Origin of the sequence: Mobilisporobacter senegalensis (assembly GCF_003752155.1) — a bacterium.
Taxonomy (GTDB): Bacteria; Bacillota; Clostridia; order Lachnospirales; family Lachnospiraceae; genus Mobilisporobacter; species Mobilisporobacter senegalensis.
In genome coordinates this window covers 21,501-41,950 of sequence record NZ_RJVG01000013.1, presented here as the reverse complement: position 1 = coordinate 41,950, position 20,450 = coordinate 21,501, and the positions used below count along the sequence as shown (strand labels likewise).

Annotated in this window: 17 protein-coding genes and 1 other annotated feature; of the genes, 15 read left to right on the top strand and 2 right to left on the bottom strand. The window is 33.5% G+C overall.

The genetic code is table 11. From position 1 onward, the window contains the following. Window positions 1-287 precede the first annotated feature (287 nt). The 4 genes from EDD66_RS16255 (at window position 288) to ytvI (ending at window position 4,471) form a co-directional block, all read left to right on the top strand. On the top strand, window positions 288-1,871 hold the full coding sequence (locus tag EDD66_RS16255; RefSeq protein ID WP_123610644.1) for a sensor histidine kinase: 1,584 nt from the start codon (window positions 288-290) through the stop codon (window positions 1,869-1,871). Continuing rightward, complete coding sequence (locus tag EDD66_RS16250) at window positions 1,864-2,553, top strand: response regulator transcription factor (RefSeq protein ID WP_123610643.1); 690 nt, start codon at window positions 1,864-1,866, stop codon at window positions 2,551-2,553. The genes EDD66_RS16255 and EDD66_RS16250 overlap by 8 nt, the downstream gene beginning before the upstream one ends. A gap of 22 nt (window positions 2,554-2,575) precedes the next feature. Further along, window positions 2,576-3,307, top strand: a complete 732-nt coding sequence (locus EDD66_RS16245; protein ID WP_123610642.1) for an RluA family pseudouridine synthase — start codon at window positions 2,576-2,578, stop codon at window positions 3,305-3,307. 84 nt (window positions 3,308-3,391) lie between these two features. Then, a complete protein-coding gene (ytvI, locus tag EDD66_RS16240; protein WP_123610641.1) occupies window positions 3,392-4,471 on the top strand; it encodes a sporulation integral membrane protein YtvI in 1,080 nt (359 codons plus the stop codon). 69 nt (window positions 4,472-4,540) lie between these two features. On the opposite strand, the gene rsgA is transcribed toward ytvI, so the two are convergent. After that, window positions 4,541-5,536, bottom strand: coding sequence for a ribosome small subunit-dependent GTPase A (gene rsgA, locus EDD66_RS16235; protein ID WP_123610640.1), 996 nt, complete (start codon window positions 5,534-5,536; stop codon window positions 4,541-4,543). Window positions 5,537-5,869: 333 nt separating this feature from the next. Further along, window positions 5,870-6,103, top strand: a binding site (T-box leader). 128 nt (window positions 6,104-6,231) lie between these two features. Between rsgA and proS the strand changes: the two genes are divergently transcribed. From proS to EDD66_RS16195, 8 genes are all read left to right on the top strand, one after another. Continuing rightward, window positions 6,232-7,665 (top strand): proline--tRNA ligase, encoded by a 1,434-nt coding sequence (proS, locus tag EDD66_RS16230; protein WP_123610639.1) that lies wholly within the window; start codon window positions 6,232-6,234, stop codon window positions 7,663-7,665. 69 nt (window positions 7,666-7,734) lie between these two features. Then, window positions 7,735-9,120 carry a CCA tRNA nucleotidyltransferase gene (locus EDD66_RS16225; protein ID WP_123610638.1) on the top strand — a complete coding sequence of 462 codons (1,386 nt, stop codon included), beginning with the start codon at window positions 7,735-7,737 and terminating at the stop codon, window positions 9,118-9,120. Between the two features lie 126 nt (window positions 9,121-9,246). Further along, the gene (locus tag EDD66_RS16220) at window positions 9,247-10,248 is read left to right on the top strand and encodes a CotS family spore coat protein (RefSeq protein WP_170164401.1); all 1,002 of its coding nucleotides are present in this window, start codon (window positions 9,247-9,249) and stop codon (window positions 10,246-10,248) included. A gap of 125 nt (window positions 10,249-10,373) precedes the next feature. Further along, the gene (locus tag EDD66_RS16215; RefSeq protein WP_123610636.1) at window positions 10,374-11,807 is read left to right on the top strand and encodes a PEGA domain-containing protein; all 1,434 of its coding nucleotides are present in this window, start codon (window positions 10,374-10,376) and stop codon (window positions 11,805-11,807) included. Between the two features lie 29 nt (window positions 11,808-11,836). Then, a complete protein-coding gene (locus EDD66_RS16210; protein WP_123610635.1) occupies window positions 11,837-13,573 on the top strand; it encodes a phospho-sugar mutase in 1,737 nt (578 codons plus the stop codon). Between the two features lie 112 nt (window positions 13,574-13,685). Beyond that, window positions 13,686-14,102: a protease complex subunit PrcB family protein gene (locus EDD66_RS16205; RefSeq protein ID WP_123610634.1), complete on the top strand. Its 417-nt coding sequence runs from the start codon at window positions 13,686-13,688 to the stop codon at window positions 14,100-14,102. A 385-nt stretch (window positions 14,103-14,487) separates the two neighbouring features. Then, the gene (locus EDD66_RS16200) at window positions 14,488-14,736 is read left to right on the top strand and encodes a Veg family protein (protein ID WP_243115397.1); all 249 of its coding nucleotides are present in this window, start codon (window positions 14,488-14,490) and stop codon (window positions 14,734-14,736) included. Between the two features lie 76 nt (window positions 14,737-14,812). Further along, window positions 14,813-16,381: a DUF3794 and LysM peptidoglycan-binding domain-containing protein gene (locus EDD66_RS16195; RefSeq protein ID WP_170164400.1), complete on the top strand. Its 1,569-nt coding sequence runs from the start codon at window positions 14,813-14,815 to the stop codon at window positions 16,379-16,381. Window positions 16,382-16,394: 13 nt separating this feature from the next. Here EDD66_RS16195 and EDD66_RS16190 read toward each other — a convergent pair whose 3' ends face one another. After that, the gene (locus EDD66_RS16190) at window positions 16,395-17,000 is read right to left on the bottom strand and encodes a hypothetical protein (protein ID WP_123610632.1); all 606 of its coding nucleotides are present in this window, start codon (window positions 16,998-17,000) and stop codon (window positions 16,395-16,397) included. A gap of 185 nt (window positions 17,001-17,185) precedes the next feature. Here EDD66_RS16190 and ispE point away from each other — a divergent pair, with 185 nt between their 5' ends. The 3 genes from ispE to EDD66_RS16175 all read left to right on the top strand — a co-directional run bounded on the left by ispE (window position 17,186) and on the right by EDD66_RS16175 (window position 20,450). Beyond that, window positions 17,186-18,061, top strand: coding sequence for a 4-(cytidine 5'-diphospho)-2-C-methyl-D-erythritol kinase (gene ispE / locus EDD66_RS16185; protein ID WP_123610631.1), 876 nt, complete (start codon window positions 17,186-17,188; stop codon window positions 18,059-18,061). 5 nt (window positions 18,062-18,066) lie between these two features. After that, window positions 18,067-18,741, top strand: a complete 675-nt coding sequence (locus tag EDD66_RS16180) for a GntR family transcriptional regulator (RefSeq protein WP_123610630.1) — start codon at window positions 18,067-18,069, stop codon at window positions 18,739-18,741. 194 nt (window positions 18,742-18,935) lie between these two features. Next, complete coding sequence (locus tag EDD66_RS16175; RefSeq protein ID WP_123610629.1) at window positions 18,936-20,450, top strand: spore germination protein; 1,515 nt, start codon at window positions 18,936-18,938, stop codon at window positions 20,448-20,450.

The window sequence follows — 20,450 nt, the reverse complement described above, 5'->3', positions numbered from 1 at the left end:
ATTTATAAAAGTCACCAAGAGTTTAGGTGTATTTACCTATTCAGTATGCTATAATGCTCATATAATCAATTTCACCCTTGCAAGCAAGTGAAATTGATTATGGGGTTATAAAATACGAAGTGTTTTATAACACATATATGAGAAATACTTGCTTGCAAGGGTGAAATTGATTATGGGGTTATAAAATACAAAGTGTTTTATAACACAGATGTGGAAATACTTGCTTGTAAGGATAAGTTTGAAGCCGTGATTTCCTGTGGCGAAGGTAAAATTAAGTAGGTGATATAATGAAATTAAAAAATAGATTAATATTTGCATTTATAACGATTATAATGATACCGATCATATTGATCGCAGTCGCATGTGGAGTGATTGCCAATTATCAGGTTAATTCCATTAAGCAGTCTTATGATGTAGATACCAATACAATGCAGCAGATATTAACTAATCCTATACAGATCATGAACCGTGTAACCAGAGGAGTTTATAATGACATTAAGCTGGTTGCCTTAAAAAATCCTAGAAAGCTGGAAGATATTGAATTTATTAATAAATTAAATGAGGAACTAAAAGGTAAATATTCTTATGTTGCACTTAGAAAGAATGGAGATTTTCTTTATATTGGAAATGATGAGAAACTTAAACTGATACAAAATAGTCTGCCTAATTTTGGGGTGTATAATACAGATGTTGATGGTGGTATTTATGTTGGAGGAAAGTATCCGTTTTTAGTAAAGCAGCAAGATTTTTATTATCAGGATGGCGGAGAAGGAACGGTATTTGTAATTACAGATGTAAATACATTAGTACCTCAGATTAAATCTTCCGCAATTCAATTTGTAATTTCATTTGTGATTACCATATGTTTAACAGCCTGTGTACTGGTTTACTGGATATATAAAAGTTTACTTAGTCCCCTTAATACACTTCGTATTGCCACAAATAAAATGAAGGATGGAAATTTAAATTTCTCAATACAGACGAATACAGACGATGAAATCGGAATGCTCTGTGAAGATTTTGAAGAAATGAGGAAAAGGCTGAAGGAGTTAATCGAAGCCAGAATGCAGTATGAAGTGGATATGAGAGAACTTATAAGCAACATCTCCCATGATTTAAAAACGCCTCTTACTGCCATTAAAGGATATGCAGAAGGAATTATGGATGGAGTAGCAGACTCTCCGGAAAAGATGGACAAATATCTGCGTACAATATGTACCAAAGCAACGGATATGACTGTTCTTGTAGAAGAATTGTCTATTTATTCTAAAATTGATTGTAATAATATACCATATACTTTTGCAAATATTAATATAGATAATTTCTTTAACGATTGTATTGAAGAATTAAGTCTTGATTTGGAATTGAAAAATATAGATATAGGGTATTTTAATTATATTGATTCAAATATAAAGGTAATAGCAGATGCGGAGCAGATAAAAAGAGTCATTAATAATATTATTGGAAACTCAGCAAAATACATTGGAAGAAAAGGTATCATTAATGTAAGAATTAATGATGCTGATAATGAAGTACAAATAGAAATTGAAGATAATGGAAAAGGGATTTCTAAAAAAGATCTGCCATATATATTTGATCGTTTTTATCGAACAGATGCTTCAAGAAATTCTTCCCAAGGGGGAAGTGGATTAGGTCTTGCCATTGCTAAAAAGATTATTGAAGACCATGGTGGAAGAATCTGGGCAAGCAGCAAGGAAGAGGTTGGAACAACCATTTACTTTACTATGAAAAAAAGTGCCGAAGTAATTTTGGATGGAGCCGATGAGGAAGAAGTGAAAGACATTCCTGAGAATAAGAAGAGCAGGAAAGAGAAAAAAAGAAACCAAAAGGAGACATTAAAGGATGAATAAAATACTAATTGTTGAAGACGAAGTAGCCATTGCCGAACTTGAAAAAGATTATTTGGAATTAAGTGGTTTTGAAGTAGCAATTGAGACTTCTGGAGATATAGGGGTCAAAAAAGCTTTGGAGGAAGATTATAATTTAATAATATTAGATTTGATGCTTCCAAATGTAGATGGTTTTGAAATATGTAAAAAGATAAGAGAGGTAAAGAATGTTCCAATTATCATGGTTTCAGCCAAAAAAGATGATATAGACAAAATACGGGGACTTGGCCTTGGGGCAGATGATTATATAACAAAACCATTTAGTCCAAGTGAACTTGTTGCTCGTGTTAAAGCTCATCTGGCAAGATATGAAAGATTGATCGGAACAGGAACGAAAGAAAACGAGATCATTGAAATCCGTGGAATAAAAATTGATAAAACCGCAAGAAGAGTTTATATAAATGGAGAAGAGAAGATATTTACAACTAAGGAATTTGATCTGTTAACTTTCTTGGCACAGAACCCAAACCATGTATATACCAAGGAAGAATTATTTCAAGAAATTTGGGACATGGAATCCATTGGTGATATAGCGACCGTTACGGTTCATATAAAAAAGATTCGTGAGAAAATTGAATTTAATACTTCAAAACCTCAATACATTGAAACTATCTGGGGAGTTGGATACCGCTTTAAAATGTAATGATTTGTGAAAAGGAAACCTTATGAATATAAATATATTGTATGAAGATAATGAAATTATTGTTTGCGAAAAGCCACCAGGTATGCCTGCTCAAAGTGACAAATCTTCTGATTTTGATATGGTAAATTATTTGAAAAATTATATTTTTGAAAAAGGTGGAAATCCCCCTTATATTGGATTGATTCATCGACTGGATCGTCCAGTCGGCGGAATTATGGTATTTGCAAAAACACCTCATATGGCAAAGACTTTAAGCGAGCAGATACGCCTTAAAAAGATTACTAAGAAATATTTAGCGGTATCCACAAGTGATATGTCAAATGAGTTAGATAATAAAAAGAGATTATTAACAGATTATATTGCAAAAGACGGACGTACAAATTTATCTAAGATAACAAGTCAGACAGATAAAAATGGAAAAAAGGCAGAACTTTATTATAAAGTTTTAGATGTAATAAAGGAAGAGATTGATGAAGACACAAAATTATCATTAATAGAAATTGAACTTCTAACAGGCAGACACCATCAAATAAGATTGCAAATGTCTGCACATGGAAATCCTTTGTGGGGAGATACAAAATATAATCCTGCATTTTCAGATGTTTTAAATAATACCAGGAAATGGACAGATATTGCTCTGTTTGCATACCAATTAGAGTTCTCTCATCCTAAATCAAAAGAGAAGATGAAATTTGAAATCAGACCTAAAGCCAAACCATTTATAAACTTTAAAATTTTAGAAACCCACGCATAATTTACCTTAAGAAAAGTAGAATATAAACAAATAACCTGCGGACAATAACATCATTATAGTATAGTGATTGTTTGGGGTGATTGTTTGAAAACATATGAAAATGATTTACAAAATAATCAAAGCAAGGATGGGAAAGGTATAAATAAGAAGAAATATATTCTCACCTTACTTGGGACAACACTAGGAGTGTATTTATTAATGAAATGCGTAATGCCTCTTGTTGTTCCTTTTTTATTTGCATATCTTATTGCAGCAGCTTTATTGCCGCTTACACGTATTTTTGAAAGAAAATTAAAAATTCCTAAAACAATAACAGGAGGTACCTTGTTAATATTACTTCTTCTGTTCTTAGGGTGTTCCCTGTTTATTTTATTAAAAAATTTAATAAATCAGATAGTAACGCTTTTAACAAATCTACCGGTATATCAGGCTTCTATCATGAACATTGTAGATTCTATCTGCGTTCGTTGCGATGGTATGTTTGGTTTGATAGATGGACAGACAAGAGGTTTTTTTGATGACAATATAAATACAGTATTTGCTACGATTCAAAGAAATATTTTGCCATCCATATCACAACATACATTATTTATTGTGATTAAAATAATAGGATTGACTGGATCGATCATTTTTTTGATAGCAGCTACCCTTCTTATGATTCACGATGCAGATGCAATAAAGAAAAGTTATAGTAAATTATTAATTTATGAGGATATCAGGGCAATTAAACAGAAGATTTTTAGCGCCGGAGTTGCCTATTTTAGGGCTCAATTGATTATTATGTCAATTGTAGCGGCTATTAATGTAGGAGGATTGCTTGTATTAAAGAACAGATATGCATTATTGATCGGAATTGTGATTGCAATTATTGATGCTTTCCCTGTATTAGGAAGTGGTATAATTTTAATACCCTGGGCAATCATTTCCTTATTTTCAAAAGATATTTTTGATGCCGCCATACTGATGAGCATATATTTTCTTTGCCAACTGGTACGTCAAATACTTGAACCCAGATTGATTGGAGACAAAATTGGAATCCATCCTATATTTACTATTATGGCAATTTATGTAGGAATTCAGTTGTTTGGAATAATGGGTTTTATCCTTGGACCACTTTCATTAGTGACTATACGTGCAATCATAGAAGTAATAAATGGTTCGTAGGTATGTATAATAGGGCTTTCGTAAAATTCAGTAAATTGATATACTCAACGAAAGCCCTTTCATGAATGATTATTTGTGAAGTTGTTTTCTTTTTTTATATTGAGTTTCTTTTTTTAGTTTACAATAACTTTTCCACCGCTTTATGTCTAAATTACCATTTGTAAGAGCTTCTTGTATTGCGCAACCGGGTTCCTTTTGATGACTGCAATTGGTGAACTTACATTGCTCTGCCAAATTCTCTATATCTGCAAAAGCTTCCTGTATTCCTGATGTAACATCCCACATTCCAAGCTCTCTCATTCCCGGTGTATCAATAATAAAAACATCGTTTTTCAGCCGGATCATTTGTCTGTGAGTAGTAGTATGGCGGCCACGACTATCCTCTTTTCGAATTTCTTTTACAGGCATGATCAAATCATTTGTCAGGGCATTCACTAAAGAAGATTTTCCTATTCCAGAAGAACCTAAAAAGACAATAGTTTTGGAGGGCTGTAAATACTTATTTAATTCTTCTAAACCATAACCGGTATGCGAGCTAATTGGAATCACAGGAACCCCTGGGGCTATTTCTAAAACTTCTGCAATCTGTGAGTTATAATCATGGACTAAATCGGCCTTTGTTAATATAATCACTGGGCTGCCACCACTTTGCCAGGCAGCAGCAAGATATCTTTCCAGCCTTCTTATATTAAAATCATAGTTTAAGGAAGTCATTATAAATACATAATCAAAATTAGCTGCAACGATCTGTTCTCCTATACCAGGTGTTGGATTTAGCCTTGAAAAGAACGTCTTTCTTGCCAATACAGAATAAATAATATCATCACCAAGAGTATTGGATTTCACTAATACATAATCACCAACTGTAGGGTAAAGGATTGATTTCTCACCGGAATAGAAGTAGGATCCTTTTAAACGGGCAGTTGTTTCTCCTTCATCAGTTATGATGCGATATAATTCCCTATGGGATTCAATGATTCTTCCAGGAACTAATCCTATACGGATATCTTCCCTGGTTATTTGCTGCTGATAATAATTGTCAAAGCCACAATTTTTTAAATTCATTATTACCTCCGAAAGTTAAATGCCTGATCGTGAAAAATAAGTATAAAAAAAACACGCCTTAAAACGTGTTACAATAAAATATTATAAATCACGAAAGGTCAATGATGCGGAAAATAAATAAATGATTCCGCTATTATTTAGTTAAGAACCACCTTATATAAATTTGACATAATACATCTCTCCTTTCGGGTAAATCATTTTTTAATTATACATATGCGCCCAGGCAAAGTCAATTCTTATTTATATTAAGGAGCAAGGTGAGTTAAATATAATGTGTTTTCAATAACATATCCCTTGACAAATTCATATGTCTGGCATAGAATCAAAATATATTAAAAAACTATGAAGAGGAATAGTATATGTTTCATTCATCCCAGAGAGAGAATTGATTGGTGCAAGATTCTTATGATGTGAGTGAATATTCACGTATGGACCATAGAACCTACCTTGGAGTTCTGTATGAAAATGCAGCGTGATTCTAGCGTTAATAGATAGTAAAGAGAGTGATAAGATGAGTAAACTTATTACTAATTAGGGTGGTACCGCCGAAGTCTTTCGGTCCCTTGGGGATGCGAGGGCTTTTTTTTATGTAATAATGAATGTATTGATATTCGGAATCGTTCAGTTGTATCAAAAATAATATAATAAACGAACTTGCATCTCAAGAATACATTTAATAAAAAGGAGAATATATTATGGCGAAAGACAAGAAATTAGTGGAAGCAATTACTTCCATGGAAGAAGATTTTGCACAATGGTATACTGACGTTGTTAAAAAGGCAGAATTGATTGACTATTCAAGTGTCAGAGGCTGTATGATACTAAGACCGAATGGATATGCTATCTGGGAAAATATACAGAAAGAATTAGATAGAAGATTTAAAGAAACCGGTGTAGAAAATGTATATATGCCTATGTTTATTCCAGAGAGCCTTCTTCAAAAAGAAAAAGACCATGTAGAAGGATTTGCCCCAGAAGTTGCCTGGGTTACTCATGGTGGATTAGAACCTTTACAAGAAAGATTATGTGTAAGACCTACTTCAGAAACTTTGTTCTGTGATCTTTATTCTAATATAGTACAGTCTTACCGAGATCTCCCTAAACTATATAACCAATGGTGCTCTGTCGTACGTTGGGAAAAAACCACACGACCATTCTTGCGTTCTATGGAATTTTTATGGCAGGAAGGTCATACTGTACATGCAACAGCAGATGAAGCAGAAGAAAGAACAATTCAGATGCTTAATGTTTATGCAGATTTCTGTGAACAAGTTTTAGCAATTCCTATGATCAAGGGACGCAAAACGGATAAAGAAAAATTTGCAGGAGCTCATTCCACATATACGATTGAAGCATTAATGCATGACGGAAAAGCGCTTCAATCAGGCACAAGCCATAATTTCGGAGATGGATTTGCACAGGCTTTTGGTATTCAATATACAGATAAAGAGAATAAACTTCAATATGCACACCAAACATCATGGGGTATGTCTACTCGAATTATAGGTGCTGTTATTATGGTGCATGGTGATGATAGTGGTCTTGTGTTACCACCTCGAATTGCACCGACACAGGTAATGATAATTCCAATTGCACAGCACAAAGAAGGAGTCCTGGAAAAAGCAGCTGAATTAAGTTCTAAATTGGGTGCTTACAGAGTGAAAGTGGACGATTCTGATAAAAGCCCTGGATGGAAATTCAGTGAACAAGAGATGAGAGGTATTCCATTACGTATTGAAATCGGACCAAAGGATATTGAAGCGAATCAGGCAGTAATTGTTCGCCGTGATACGAGAGAAAAAATTATAGTTTCCTTAGATGAAATTCAAGTGAGAGTAGGAGAAATCCTTGAAACAATGCAATTAGAGATGTTAGAACGTGCCAGAAAACATCGGGATGAACATACATCTGCAGCAACAAATTTTACTGCATTTGCAGATAAAATTACAAGTGAGCCTGGATTTGTAAAAGCTATGTGGTGTGGCGATAGAGCTTGTGAAGATGAAATTAAGGAAAAAACAGGTGCAACTTCCCGTTGTATGCCATTTGAACAGGAGCATATTGCAGATACCTGTGTTTGTTGCGGAAAACCAGCCAAATCAATGGTTTACTGGGGGAAAGCTTATTAAAAGTATGTCAGAATTAAGGCTGTCACAATAAAAAATCGTGACAGCCCCATTCTTATAGGCGGTGAAAGAATGAAAATAGAAGTTCCATCCAATGTGGAATATATTATAGATAAATTGATTGAAAATGGTCACGAAGCATATATTGTTGGTGGCTGTGTTCGTGATGCCATTTTAGATAAAAATCCGCAGGATTGGGATATTACAACTTCAGCCAAGCCTCTGGAAGTAAAAGAATTGTTTCGTAGAACAATTGATACAGGGATACAACATGGAACTGTCACAGTGATGCTGGAAGACCAAGGGTATGAAGTAACCACCTATCGAATCGATGGTGAATATGAAGACAATAGAAGACCGAAGTCTGTTGAATTTACTCCGAATCTAATGGAAGATCTAAAACGTAGAGATTTTACCATTAATGCAATGGCATATAATAGGAAGGAAGGATTAATAGATTGTTTTCATGGACTGGAAGATCTTAAAGAGGGTATTATCCAGTGTGTGGGAGATGCAAATTCACGTTTTGAAGAAGATGCACTTCGTATTCTTCGAGGGGTACGTTTTTCAGCTCAATTAGGCTTTAAAATTGAAGATAATACGAAAAAAGCAATCAAGGAAAAAGTAAACTTGCTCAAAAATATCAGTGCAGAGAGAATACGGGTTGAACTTGATAAATTGTTAACTTCAGACAATCCAAATAAATTAACAGATGCATATAATTTGGGGATTACTAATATTATTTTGCCGGAATTTGATCAAATGATGGAAACAAAGCAGAATAACCTTCATCATATTTATAATGTAGGCATTCATTCTCTAAAATCAGTTGAATATATACAAAAATCTAATTTATTAGAAAATGAGATGGAATTAACGGTAAGTGAGAAGGAAAAATATTTTCATATTCTTAGATGGTGTATGCTGCTTCACGATGTAGGAAAACCTTTTACGAAAAGTACAAGTGAAGATGGTTACGATCATTTCCATGGACATCCTGAAAAGGGAGCTGTGATTGGAAAAGAAATATTACAAAGACTAAAGTTTGATAATTTTACAATAGATACAGTAACAAAATTAATCAAATGGCATGATGACGATTTTTTATTAACTCCGGTAGGAGTTAGAAAACAGATGAATAAAATGGGCATCGAAATTATGATGCTCTATTTTGAAATGAAAAAAGCAGATATTATGTCTCAAAATCCAGATACACATAAAGAGAAACTGGAAAGATTAGAGATGGCATATAAACTTTATCAGGAGATACTTAGAAAGGACGAATGTGTTAATCTGAAAACCCTTGCAGTTGACGGAAGCGACTTGATTGGGATAGGGTATAAACCTGGAATTGAGCTGGGTAATACTTTAAACAGTCTTCTTTCTAAAGTCATTGAAGAGCCATCTCTCAATGAGAAAATAATTCTTTTAGATCTGGCAAAAGATATAAAAAAATAGACAAAATTTAACTCCTTTTTTAAAGAAAACTTCTATATAATCTTTGTCATGAAATACTAGGATAGTTCATAAGATTAAGAGTAGACACCTTAAATGGGTAACTATTTTTGATTGGGAGGGCTGACTGTGGATGACAGATATGAGGAGATCTTTAGACAATACGATATAAAAATTCATAATACATATCGCACACGAGGAGCATTTATTCTTGAAACAAACCATGGTATTAAGCTCTGCAAAAATTTTGAGGGTTCTAAAAATAGGGTAGAATTTGAGAATAGAATTTTGGAGCACCTAAGAGATGCTGGATATCAATATGTTGATAATTATATGTATAATATAAACGGTGAAATTGTCACAGAAGACTTTAGAAATAATCAGTATGTGATAAAGAATTGGTATATTGGTGAAGAATGCAATCTTAAGGAACTTAAAGATGTTCTGAAGGCCACCAATAATTTAGCAGTGCTTCATAGTAAGATGCGAGGTATTTTACTAACTACAGAGCAGATAAAATATAATACGTATAATAATTTATTTGAATTATTTGAAAAACATAATAGAGAGTTGAAGAGAGTCAGAAGTTATATCCGTGACAAAAAGGTTAAAAATGAATTTGAGCTGTGTTTTTCAAATTTTTATGATAATTTCTATGAACAAGGATGCAAGGCTATTGATATATTGAAGCAGTCAGCATATGGTGCAATGCTGGAAAAGGCTAATAATCTGATTCATGTCTGTCATGGAAACTATACTTATCACAATATAATTTTCTTACAAGATGGTGCTGCAACAACGAATTTTGATAAAGCATCGATAGGAGTCCAGATATCTGATTTATATCATTTCTTACGTAAAGTAATGGAAAAAAATAATTGGAATATAGAACTTGGGGATAAAATCATAGAAGAATATAATAAAGTTATCACCCTATCTGAAGACGAATTAGAAGTCCTATATGTATTGCTTCTATATCCGGAGAAGTTTTGGAAAATTACCAATTATTATTACAATGGAAAGAAGTCCTGGGTTCCTCAAAAAAATATTCAAAAGCTTATTAATATTGGTGAGCAGGCTGAGCAGAAGGAACTCTTTTTAAACCATTTAAAAAAATTCAATGTATTGTAAAACAGTGGTGGTATACCCATCACTGTTTTTTTATCCCGTTGCTTTTCATTTTTGTCAGATTATAGTATAATACTCGTGAATATAATTTCATATACAAAAAACATATAGGGATATGAGGTGATTTAGTGGGTGAATTTTTAAAAAAGAACAATCGAATAATACCAATTGTATTAATAGGATTAATGATAATCCTGGGTATTTATGTGGTACTATCCCTTAACATGCAAAGTGAAAAAAGATATGATATGAATAAAGAAGTTGATACAGATCCAGGGTCTATGCCGGAATCAGGAGGTAGTTTCTTAGGGATTATAAAGGATATCAAAGAAGAATTAAATGCAATCTCAATTATGGATATTAAAGGGAACGGAGATATTGTATTGTATTTTAATGGTGGAACGGACATACGGGATAAATATGGTAAAGTTATTTCTATGTCTCAGATGAATTTAGGAGAAATTGTGGATGTATCTTATGATAGAAGCAATAATAAATTAATGAAATTACAGATATCAAAAGATGCATGGGAGTATAAGGAAGTCGTGAATTTTACTATTAAAAGTTCGGACAGGGTAATGAAAATAGCAGATTCAAAATATAAATTTAATGACAGGCTGGTAATTGCAGGTGATGACAGCCTGATCAATCTTATTGATATCAATGAGAAAGACGAGCTTACAGTAAAAGGTATTAATGAAGAAATCTGGTCAATTATTGTTACCAAAGGACATGGTTATATAAGACTTAGAAACTACGAAGATTTTTTAGAAGGTTCTATTGAGGTTGGATATCATATCATTCTTCCTATTGTTAAAGATATGCTGATTGTAGCGAGGGAAGGAGATTATAAAGTAACACTCGAAAAAGGGAATCTAAAAGGATCAAAACGTATAAATGTTATACGAAATCAGGAAATTATATTAGATATGAGCGAATATAGGAAGGAGCCTGAAAAGAAAGGCAGTGTAGATTTCCTGATACAACCCTATGGAGCCACTTTATATATTGACGGAGAAGAAACTGATTATGAAGATCCGGTAGAATTACTTTATGGAGCCCATGTCATAAGAGTAAGCCGCAGCGGATATGAAACTTATGCAGGCATATTGGATGTAGATGAATCCAGTCAGGTAGTAGAAATTGTGTTAGCTGAAGTTATTCCGGAAGAAACAAGTAATTCTTCTTCAAACAATTCGTCCAATCAAAAAGGCAGAGATGTTACAATATTGCCAGATGGTACCTCAAGTGAAGATCCTAAGGAAGAGGATTTGGGTGACGATGAAGATGGCACAGAGGAGGAAGAAGAGCCTGATAGTAATAATGCAGATAAAAAGAATTATGATACGGACCATACTATAGCAATTAAGCAGCCGGTTGGTGCAGAAATTTATTTGAATGGAGTATTAAAAGGAATTGTTCCATGTAGTTTTACAAAAGAGATTGGAATTCATACAATAACCTTTCGGCAAAATGGTTATTTAACAAAAAGCTATACCATTGAAGTGGAAGATGATTCCAGAGATATAAATTATAGTTTCCCAGAGCTAACGAAACAATAATATAAAAAGTTATTATAGGAGGATTAATAATGGATTACAAAAAGATATACGAGGATTGGTTAGTAAATCCTTATTTTGATGAAGCCACAAAGAATGAATTAAAAGGGATTGCCAATGATGAAAATGAGATAAAAGAGAGATTTTACGCCGAGTTAGAGTTTGGTACGGCAGGCCTTCGGGGAGTTATTGGTGCTGGAACAAATCGTATGAATATCTATACAGTTCGTAAGGCCACTCAGGGATTGGCAAATTATATTATAAAAGCCGGCTTTGCTCACAGGGGAGTTGCTATTGCATATGATTCCCGAAGAATGTCACCTGAATTTGCAGACGAAGCTGCTTTATGTTTAGCAGCGAACAATATTAAAGCATATGTATTTGAATCATTAAGACCTACCCCTGAATTATCTTTTGCGGTAAGAGAACTAGGCTGTATTGCTGGAATTAATATAACAGCAAGCCATAATCCTCCGGAATACAATGGTTATAAAGTCTATTGGGAAGATGGTGCCCAGATTACACCGCCCCATGATTCTGGTATTATGAATGAAGTAAAGTCAGTTTCTGATTATAATTTAGTGAAAACCATGGATAAAGGAGAGGCACAGAAAAAAGGCTTATACATTGTTATTGGTGCTGAAATAGATGATAAATATATCAGTGAATTAAAGAAGCAAGTGATACATCAGGACAGCATTAACAAAGTTGGAGATGAAATTACAATAGTATATACTCCTCTTCATGGGACAGGTAACATACCTGCAAGACGTGTACTAAAAGAAATTGGTTTTAAGAATGTATATGTTGTTCCTGAGCAGGAACTTCCGGATGGAGAATTTCCAACAGTCAGTTATCCAAATCCAGAAGCAGAAGAAGCATTTACACTTGCACTCAGATTAGCGAAAGAGAAGAATGCAGATTTAGTACTTGCTACAGACCCTGATGCGGATAGACTTGGAGTTTATGTAAAGGATTCAAAATCCGGAGAATATATTCCTTTGACAGGAAATATGTCTGGATGCCTTTTGGCAGACTATGTAATTAGTCAAAGAAAAGAAAGAGATGGAAAATTACCAGAGGATGGTGCTTTAATTAAAACAATCGTAACTTCAAATATGGCAGATGCAATAGCAGAAAATTATAATATCAGATTAATTGAGGTTCTAACAGGTTTTAAATTTATCGGTCAACAGATTTTAGGATTTGAGCATTCCGGAAAAGGAACTTATTTATTCGGTTTTGAAGAAAGTTATGGCTGCCTTATTGGAACACATGCAAGAGATAAAGACGCCATCGTAGCAACCATGGCTCTTTGTGAGGCGGCAGCCTATTATAAGACCAAAGGAATGACACTTTGGGATGCAATGATAGCCATATATGAGAAATATGGATATTACAAAGACGATATCACAAGTATAACACTAAAAGGAATCGAAGGCCTGGAAAAGATTCAAAACATCCTTAATACTCTAAGGGAAAATCCACCTGTTCAGGTAGGTGAGTATAAAGTATTATCTGCAAGAGATTATAAACTTGATACCATTAAGAATTTAGAAACTGGCGAAGTAAAACCTACAGGGTTACCAAATTCAAATGTGTTATATTATGACTTAAGTGATAATGCCTGGTTATGCGTCAGACCATCGGGTACAGAACCTAAAATTAAATTTTATTTTGGTATAGTTGGAACTTCTTTAGAGGATGCCAATGAAAGATCGAAAGCACTTGCAGAAAATGTTACTGCTATGATCAATCAAATGATGTAATAAAGATTTTTAATTATTGTATTATAAAAAAGTATAGAAATATTGACAGATAATAATACTATTCTTTAGAATCTCTTCATATGATAAAATAAATAGTAATTATGGAGGCAGTATGAAAAGGATTTTGAAGGCATCATTCATCATGATGATTTTAGCAATGAGCTTCTTGCTTTCATCTTGTAAAACAGAGAAAACCGATTTAAAGAAAATAAAAGATCTTGAATTTACTGTCGTAGAAGATGCAGATGTACCTGAAGAATTGAAGGAGTTAATTGAAGAAAAGAAAGCAGAGCCTTTTAAACTTACTTTTTCTAATACAGATTATTTGTATATAGTAACAGGATATGGAGAGCAGCCTACAGGAGGATATAGTATTACTGTTGATGATCTTTATTTAACAAAAAATGCAATATATTTTAATACGAGTCTTTTAGGTCCGCCAAAAGATGAGGTAGTAACTCAGGCCATTACTTATCCATATATTGTTGTGAAAATAGAATATATTGATAAGAGTGTAGTTTTTGAGTAGAAAAAAGGTGATCCTAATAATATGGGATCACTTTTTTAAATTCCAGGTAAGTTGTCTATTATTATAGATGTATAAAAATTAAAACAACATTTAGTATATTTTGTTAACTTTTTCATATATCTTGTATTAAAATATTTATTTTGTAAAACTTTGTTAGATATTCATAGAATTTCAAAGTAGATTTTGTGCATAATAATGCAAAGAGATGATTGTTTAAAAAGTTTGTGTAAATAAATTACATAAAAACATCTCTGAAAAAACTAGAAAAGTATACATGTTTTTTCAAACAAATCATTGCAATGCCTTGAATTGTCAGAAAATTTATTGACAAATTATGCTACCTCATGGTATACTAAGCATAGTGCCATAAGAAGAGGTGAAAATTATGATGAAGCAAACAGATGTAAACCGGGTAAGAAGATCCGTAGTGAAACATGTAGGCAGTAAAGTCAAAATTAGAGCTAACAAGGGAAGACATAAAGTTGACATTACCGAGGGGGTAATATCAGAGACGTACCCAAGTATTTTTCTTATTGAAGTACACGATGATTTGGAAGACACCTTTAAAACAATGACATTTAGTTATACAGATATTTTGACTAAAGATGTTCGACTTACGCTATGTAATAATTAAAATTGAATCTGTAATAGATGAATAAATCCCTCCTTGTATGAATATTATTATTATATCAGACAAGGAGGGATTTTTTGTGGAGCTAATAAAGAAGAATATTCATATGAATAAATTAAAATGCAAGACAGATATTCAGCTTACATTTGACGATGATTTTAATGTTCCTGATGTAAAACCTGATATTGGTAAAATAATTAAAGAACAGGGACAGATAAACATTAGTGAAATAAAGGCTATGAGCGGCAAAGTCATGGTGAAAGGTACTCTAAGTTTTATTGTGTTATATATTTCTGAAGATGGGAATAGGCCAATACATAATATTGTAGGTGAAATACCATTTGATGAAGTAGTAAATATGGATGAAGCTTGTGCAGAAGATAATATTTTGTTTCGATGGGAAATTGAAGATTTAACTACAAGTATTATCAACTCAAGAAAACTAAGTGTAAAATCTATTGTATTATTCTCATTTATGGCAGAGGATATGTATGATGAAGAAACAGCGGTGGGAATAGAAGGCGATGATACTGTTCAGTATATGAATAAGAGAGTTGACTTAACCCAGTTAGCATTGAATAAAAAAGATACATACCGCATAAAAGATGAAGTTAACCTTCCTTCAAATAAAGCAAATATATTTGAAATCTTATATAGTGATGTTAGCTTAAGAAATACTGATATAAGACTTTTAGAAGATAAAATCAGTTTAAAAGGTGAGATTCTTCTCTTTATTCTTTATGTTGGAGAAGATGAAGAAAATACGATTCAGTATATTGAAACGGAGGTTCCTTTCAGTGGAACTATTGACTGCAATGGTTGCAGAGAAGACATGATATCGGATGTTGACATAAACATACATAGTAAAGATTTGGAAATCAAACCTGATTCTGATGGGGAAGAAAGGGTAATTGGTTTTGAAGTAATTCTTGATCTGGATTTAAAAGCATATGAAGATGAAGAAATTGATATTCTCAGTGATGTATATTCAACGTCAAAAGAATTAATCCCTGTGGTAAGAGATGCTTATTATGAAAATCTTGTTATGAAAAATAACAGTAAAGTAAAAGTAGTGGATCAAGTTCGTGTTGCCGGAAATGAGCCAAGAATTCTGCAGATATGCAATGCTTCAGGTGTGGTTAAAATTGATGATATTGCAGTTGTTGAAAATGGATTAGAAGTATATGGCATTATTGAATCTCAAATTCTTTATATTACAGAAGATGATAACAGACCTATGAATTCAATAAAGAGTGTAATTCCATTTACACAGCTAGTTGAAATCAAAGGAATTAATCCAGACAGTATCTACCGTATTAAACCAAATCTTGAACAAATCAATGTTATGATGCTTGATGGTGAAGAGTTAGAAGTAAAAGCCATTATTAACTTAAACGTTATTGTATTTGACAAATTAAGAGAGCCAATCATTACAGATATGAAGGTAGAAGATATTAATCTTGATAAACTTCAGGAAATGCCAAGTATTATTGGCTATATTACGAAAAAAGATGACACTTTATGGAAGATAGCGAAACATTACTACACTACAGTGGACACCATTAAAGAAATGAATGGGTTGACACAAGACCGTGTTCTTCCAGGAGATAAACTTTTAATTCTTAAGAAAGTAGACGCAATTCTTTAAATATAGAGGGTGATTACTCACCCTCTATATTTTTGCCCCCATTTATCCATTCATCAAATTTCTTAATCGTTGCTTCATAAGTTTGTTTACAGATTTCCGGAAGTTCTCCACCCCAGGCTTTTTTGGCATCTTCATATCCTTTGATAAATGCATCTTTCATTTCATTCGCCTTACCAGGATCGCCGCCAGTCAATGCAATAGCAAATGAAAAAAGTCTTTCAGAGGTCTGTTTTACTCCGTAGTATCCGTCTTCTGCAATATCGGCTTTTGCCTGTGCTGCAGTTTCGGGATCTACTTCTAATTTACCTTCACGCAGCAGTTGATACATATCCGTAGTTTCAGTGAACTTTTGACCTTGTTTTAATAATAGTTTCTCAACAAGAGTTCTTAATTGCTGTGTTCGCTTTTCTGCATCTGCCTTAAGTCTTTCAATTGTTTTTGTATCCTGGGTATAGGTCTTTTCTGCTGGTGGAGCAGCAGTATTTTCCCTTGGCTCATAAACAGCTGCCACATCTTCTTTTTCGTTTTCTTTTTTTGCTGTTCCTGTAGAACTTTTCTTTGAAGTGTATGTATTATTCTGATAAGACGATACTGCATTTGTGATTCCCTGTAAATTCATAATTACCCTCCTTTGTAAAAAGTACCGTATTATTGTTGCTTGTAATTTATACTTCGGATAAATTATGGAAATATATAATAGAAGAAATGGATATAGTATAAAATTTATGGACCGTTAAATTATCTTGCAAATGAATAGTACTATGTGTATAATGTATTGTATACAAGATACAAGAGGTAGAAGAGATGAATGTTATTAAATTACGTGCTTACGCCAAGATAAATCTTGGACTTGATGTGGTTGGAAAAAGAGAAGATGGATATCATGAAGTGAGAATGATTATGCAAACAATAAATCTTTATGATCAGATATCAATGAAAAAGATTAGTGATTCCGGGATATATCTTAAGACGAATCTACATTACCTCCCTGTCAATGAAAAAAATCTTGTATATAGAGCAGCAAAACTTTTGAAAGATGAATTTAATATAAAACATGGGGTCGATATTAAACTTGACAAACGAATTCCGGTGGCAGCCGGTATGGCTGGCGGCAGTTCTGATGCAGCAGCAGCGCTGGTTGGAATGAATAAATTGTTTAATCTTGGATTAAGCAAGAAAGAGCTTATGGAGCGGGGTGTAAAGCTCGGGGCAGATGTACCTTATTGTATTTTACGGGGTACGGCTTTATCCGAGGGTATTGGAGAAATTTTGACACCACTTGCACCTGCACCGGAATGTTATGTTTTGATTGCCAAGCCAGGGATTAATGTTTCTACTAAATTTGTTTATGGAAATTTAAATATAACTGAAATCAAGGAACATCCAGATATTGATGGTATGATAGATAATATTAGTAATGGCGACTTATACGGGCTTACCAATAAGCTAGGTAATGTATTAGAAACAGTAACTATAAAAGAACATCCAGTTATTGATACCATAAAGCAAGAGATGATAAAATATGGAGCATTAGGATCTATTATGAGTGGTAGTGGTCCAACTGTTTTTGGATTATTTGATAATAAGAAGAAAGCACAAGAAGCATTTTATCATATGAAAGGTTTAGATATAGCAAAACAGGTTCATTTAACGGATTTCTTTAATCAAAAAAGGGGATGAACAATATGGATAATACTTTAAAAGTTAACATTAATGAGTATCTTCCGCTTCGAGATGTTGTATTTAACACATTAAGACAAGCAATTTTAAAAGGCGAATTAGAGCCAGGAGAAAGACTTATGGAGATACAATTAGCAGAACGCTTAGGGGTAAGCAGGACGCCGATCAGAGAAGCCATTCGTAAGCTTGAACTGGAAGGCTTAGTCGTTATGATTCCTAGAAAAGGAGCAGAAGTAGCGAAAATTACAGAGAAAGATTTAAATGATGTTCTGGAAGTTCGTTGCGCTTTAGAAGGTTTGGCGGTTGAATTAGCATGTAAAAGAATCGATTTAGAGGGAATTAAGGATCTAAAGGATAATTTGAGTGAGTTTAAGCAAGCTGTAAAAGGCAGGGACATTACTGCTCTCGCAGAAAGAGATGTAGAATTCCATGATATTATATTTGCGGCCACTAATAATGATAGATTAGTTCAATTACTTAATAATTTCCGTGAACAAATGTATCGTTATCGTGTGGAATATCTAAAAGATGCGAAGACACATCAACAATTGGTTGAAGAACATGAATCTATTATTTCTGATTTAGAGAACAGAGACTGCGATAGTGCCAAAAAACATATTGAACATCATATCTATAATCAGGTTACCACTGTTAGTAAGAATATAAAAAATGAAGGTTAAGTCGGTTTATATGACGCTTTGCCTTTAGGGTATAGAAGAACAGAAAGACTCATTAAGTATTATGTCAGTTAAGGATACGGATCCTTAAAACTCCATAAAACTTAATGGGTCTTTTCTTATAATTTCCAGAACGCATAATTTTTAATACAAATGGTAACAATATGAAGAAAATAGAGTGATTGAGGGATATTGTTATGAAGACTATGCATGATAGCAATAATGTAATATTAGCACCATTAACTACTTCTCTTCAGGATAATATTGATGCATACGAAGTTTTATTTGATAAATGTGCGGATGTAGTTAAGCGAAAGTTTACAATAGGTGGAGCAAATAAAATAGATATTTATATGACTTATATTGATCTTCTGGTTGATAGAAAATTATTAGAAGAAGATACAGTAAAAAGTTTCATCTATTTTATGGATAATCTTCCAGAGACAGAACAGTTTGATTATATCATGAATAAAGGATTAAGAACCGCTGATGCATCTGAACTAATTACCATGGAAGATATTGTTCAGGCAGTTTTAGCAGGGGATGCCGTTATTATGGTTGATGGCTTTAAGAAAGCTATCAAAATTGCCATTCGGGGGTATCCTGGAAGAAGCGTTTCGGAAGCAGATACGGAAGTATCTGTTAGAGGAGCGAAAGATTCTTTTGTAGAAAGTATGGCAATTAATAAAGTCCTAATTCGTAGAAGAATCAGAGACAGTAAATTAAAAATAGAACAGATGAAAGTTGGTGTTCGGAGCAGAACAGATGTTGCGATTATGTATATTGAAGATATTGCAGAGTATGGTCTGGTAGAAGAAATCAAGAAAAGGATGAACGATTTTGTCATAGATGGAGTTTTAGATAGCGGCATGATTGAACAGTTGGCAGAAGCCCATTGGCATTCTCCATTTCCACAATTCCAATCTACTGTACGTCCAGATAAAGTTGCCTCAGGTATTTTAGAGGGAAGGATCGCAGTATTAATCGATAACACTCCATTTATATTAATGTTGCCTACTACAGTGAATTCCTTCTTTCAGGCAGCAGACGATTATTATAACCGGTGGGAAATCGTAACATTTACCAGAATTATCAGATATTTTGCAGCATTTATAGCAATAGCCTTGCCTGGGCTTTATATAGCGATTGCTAATTATCAATCAGAAATGATACCAACATCACTGACACTGTCTTTTGCTGCGGCAAGGGAAGGGGTCCCTTTTTCGGTAGTCTTCGAAGTTATTATTATGGAAGTGGCATTTGAACTATTAAGAGAAGCAGGAATAAGGCTTCCCGGACCTATGGGGAACACAATAGGAATTGTTGGTGGTCTTATCATTGGAGATGCAGCTGTGAGTGCAAATATAGTAAGCCCAATTATTGTAATAGTGGTGGCCTTAACAGCAGTAGCTTCATTTACAATTCCAAATGAAGCATTTGCAACGGCATTCCGCTTGTCGAGATATCTTGTGATAGCATTTTCAGCCTGGTTGGGATTATACGGTTTTATTTGTGCACTCGTTTTAATATTTATCCATTTATCCAGCCTGGAAAGCTTTGGTATTCCTTACTTAATGCCTTATGTAGCATCAGGACTTGAAGGTGGTGAAGATGCGAGAGATTCTATCATTCGTTTTCCAACAAATAAATTGCATAAAAGACCAATATATGCCAAGAAAGACGAAAGAGTCCGGTTAAAGAAGAAAGAATAA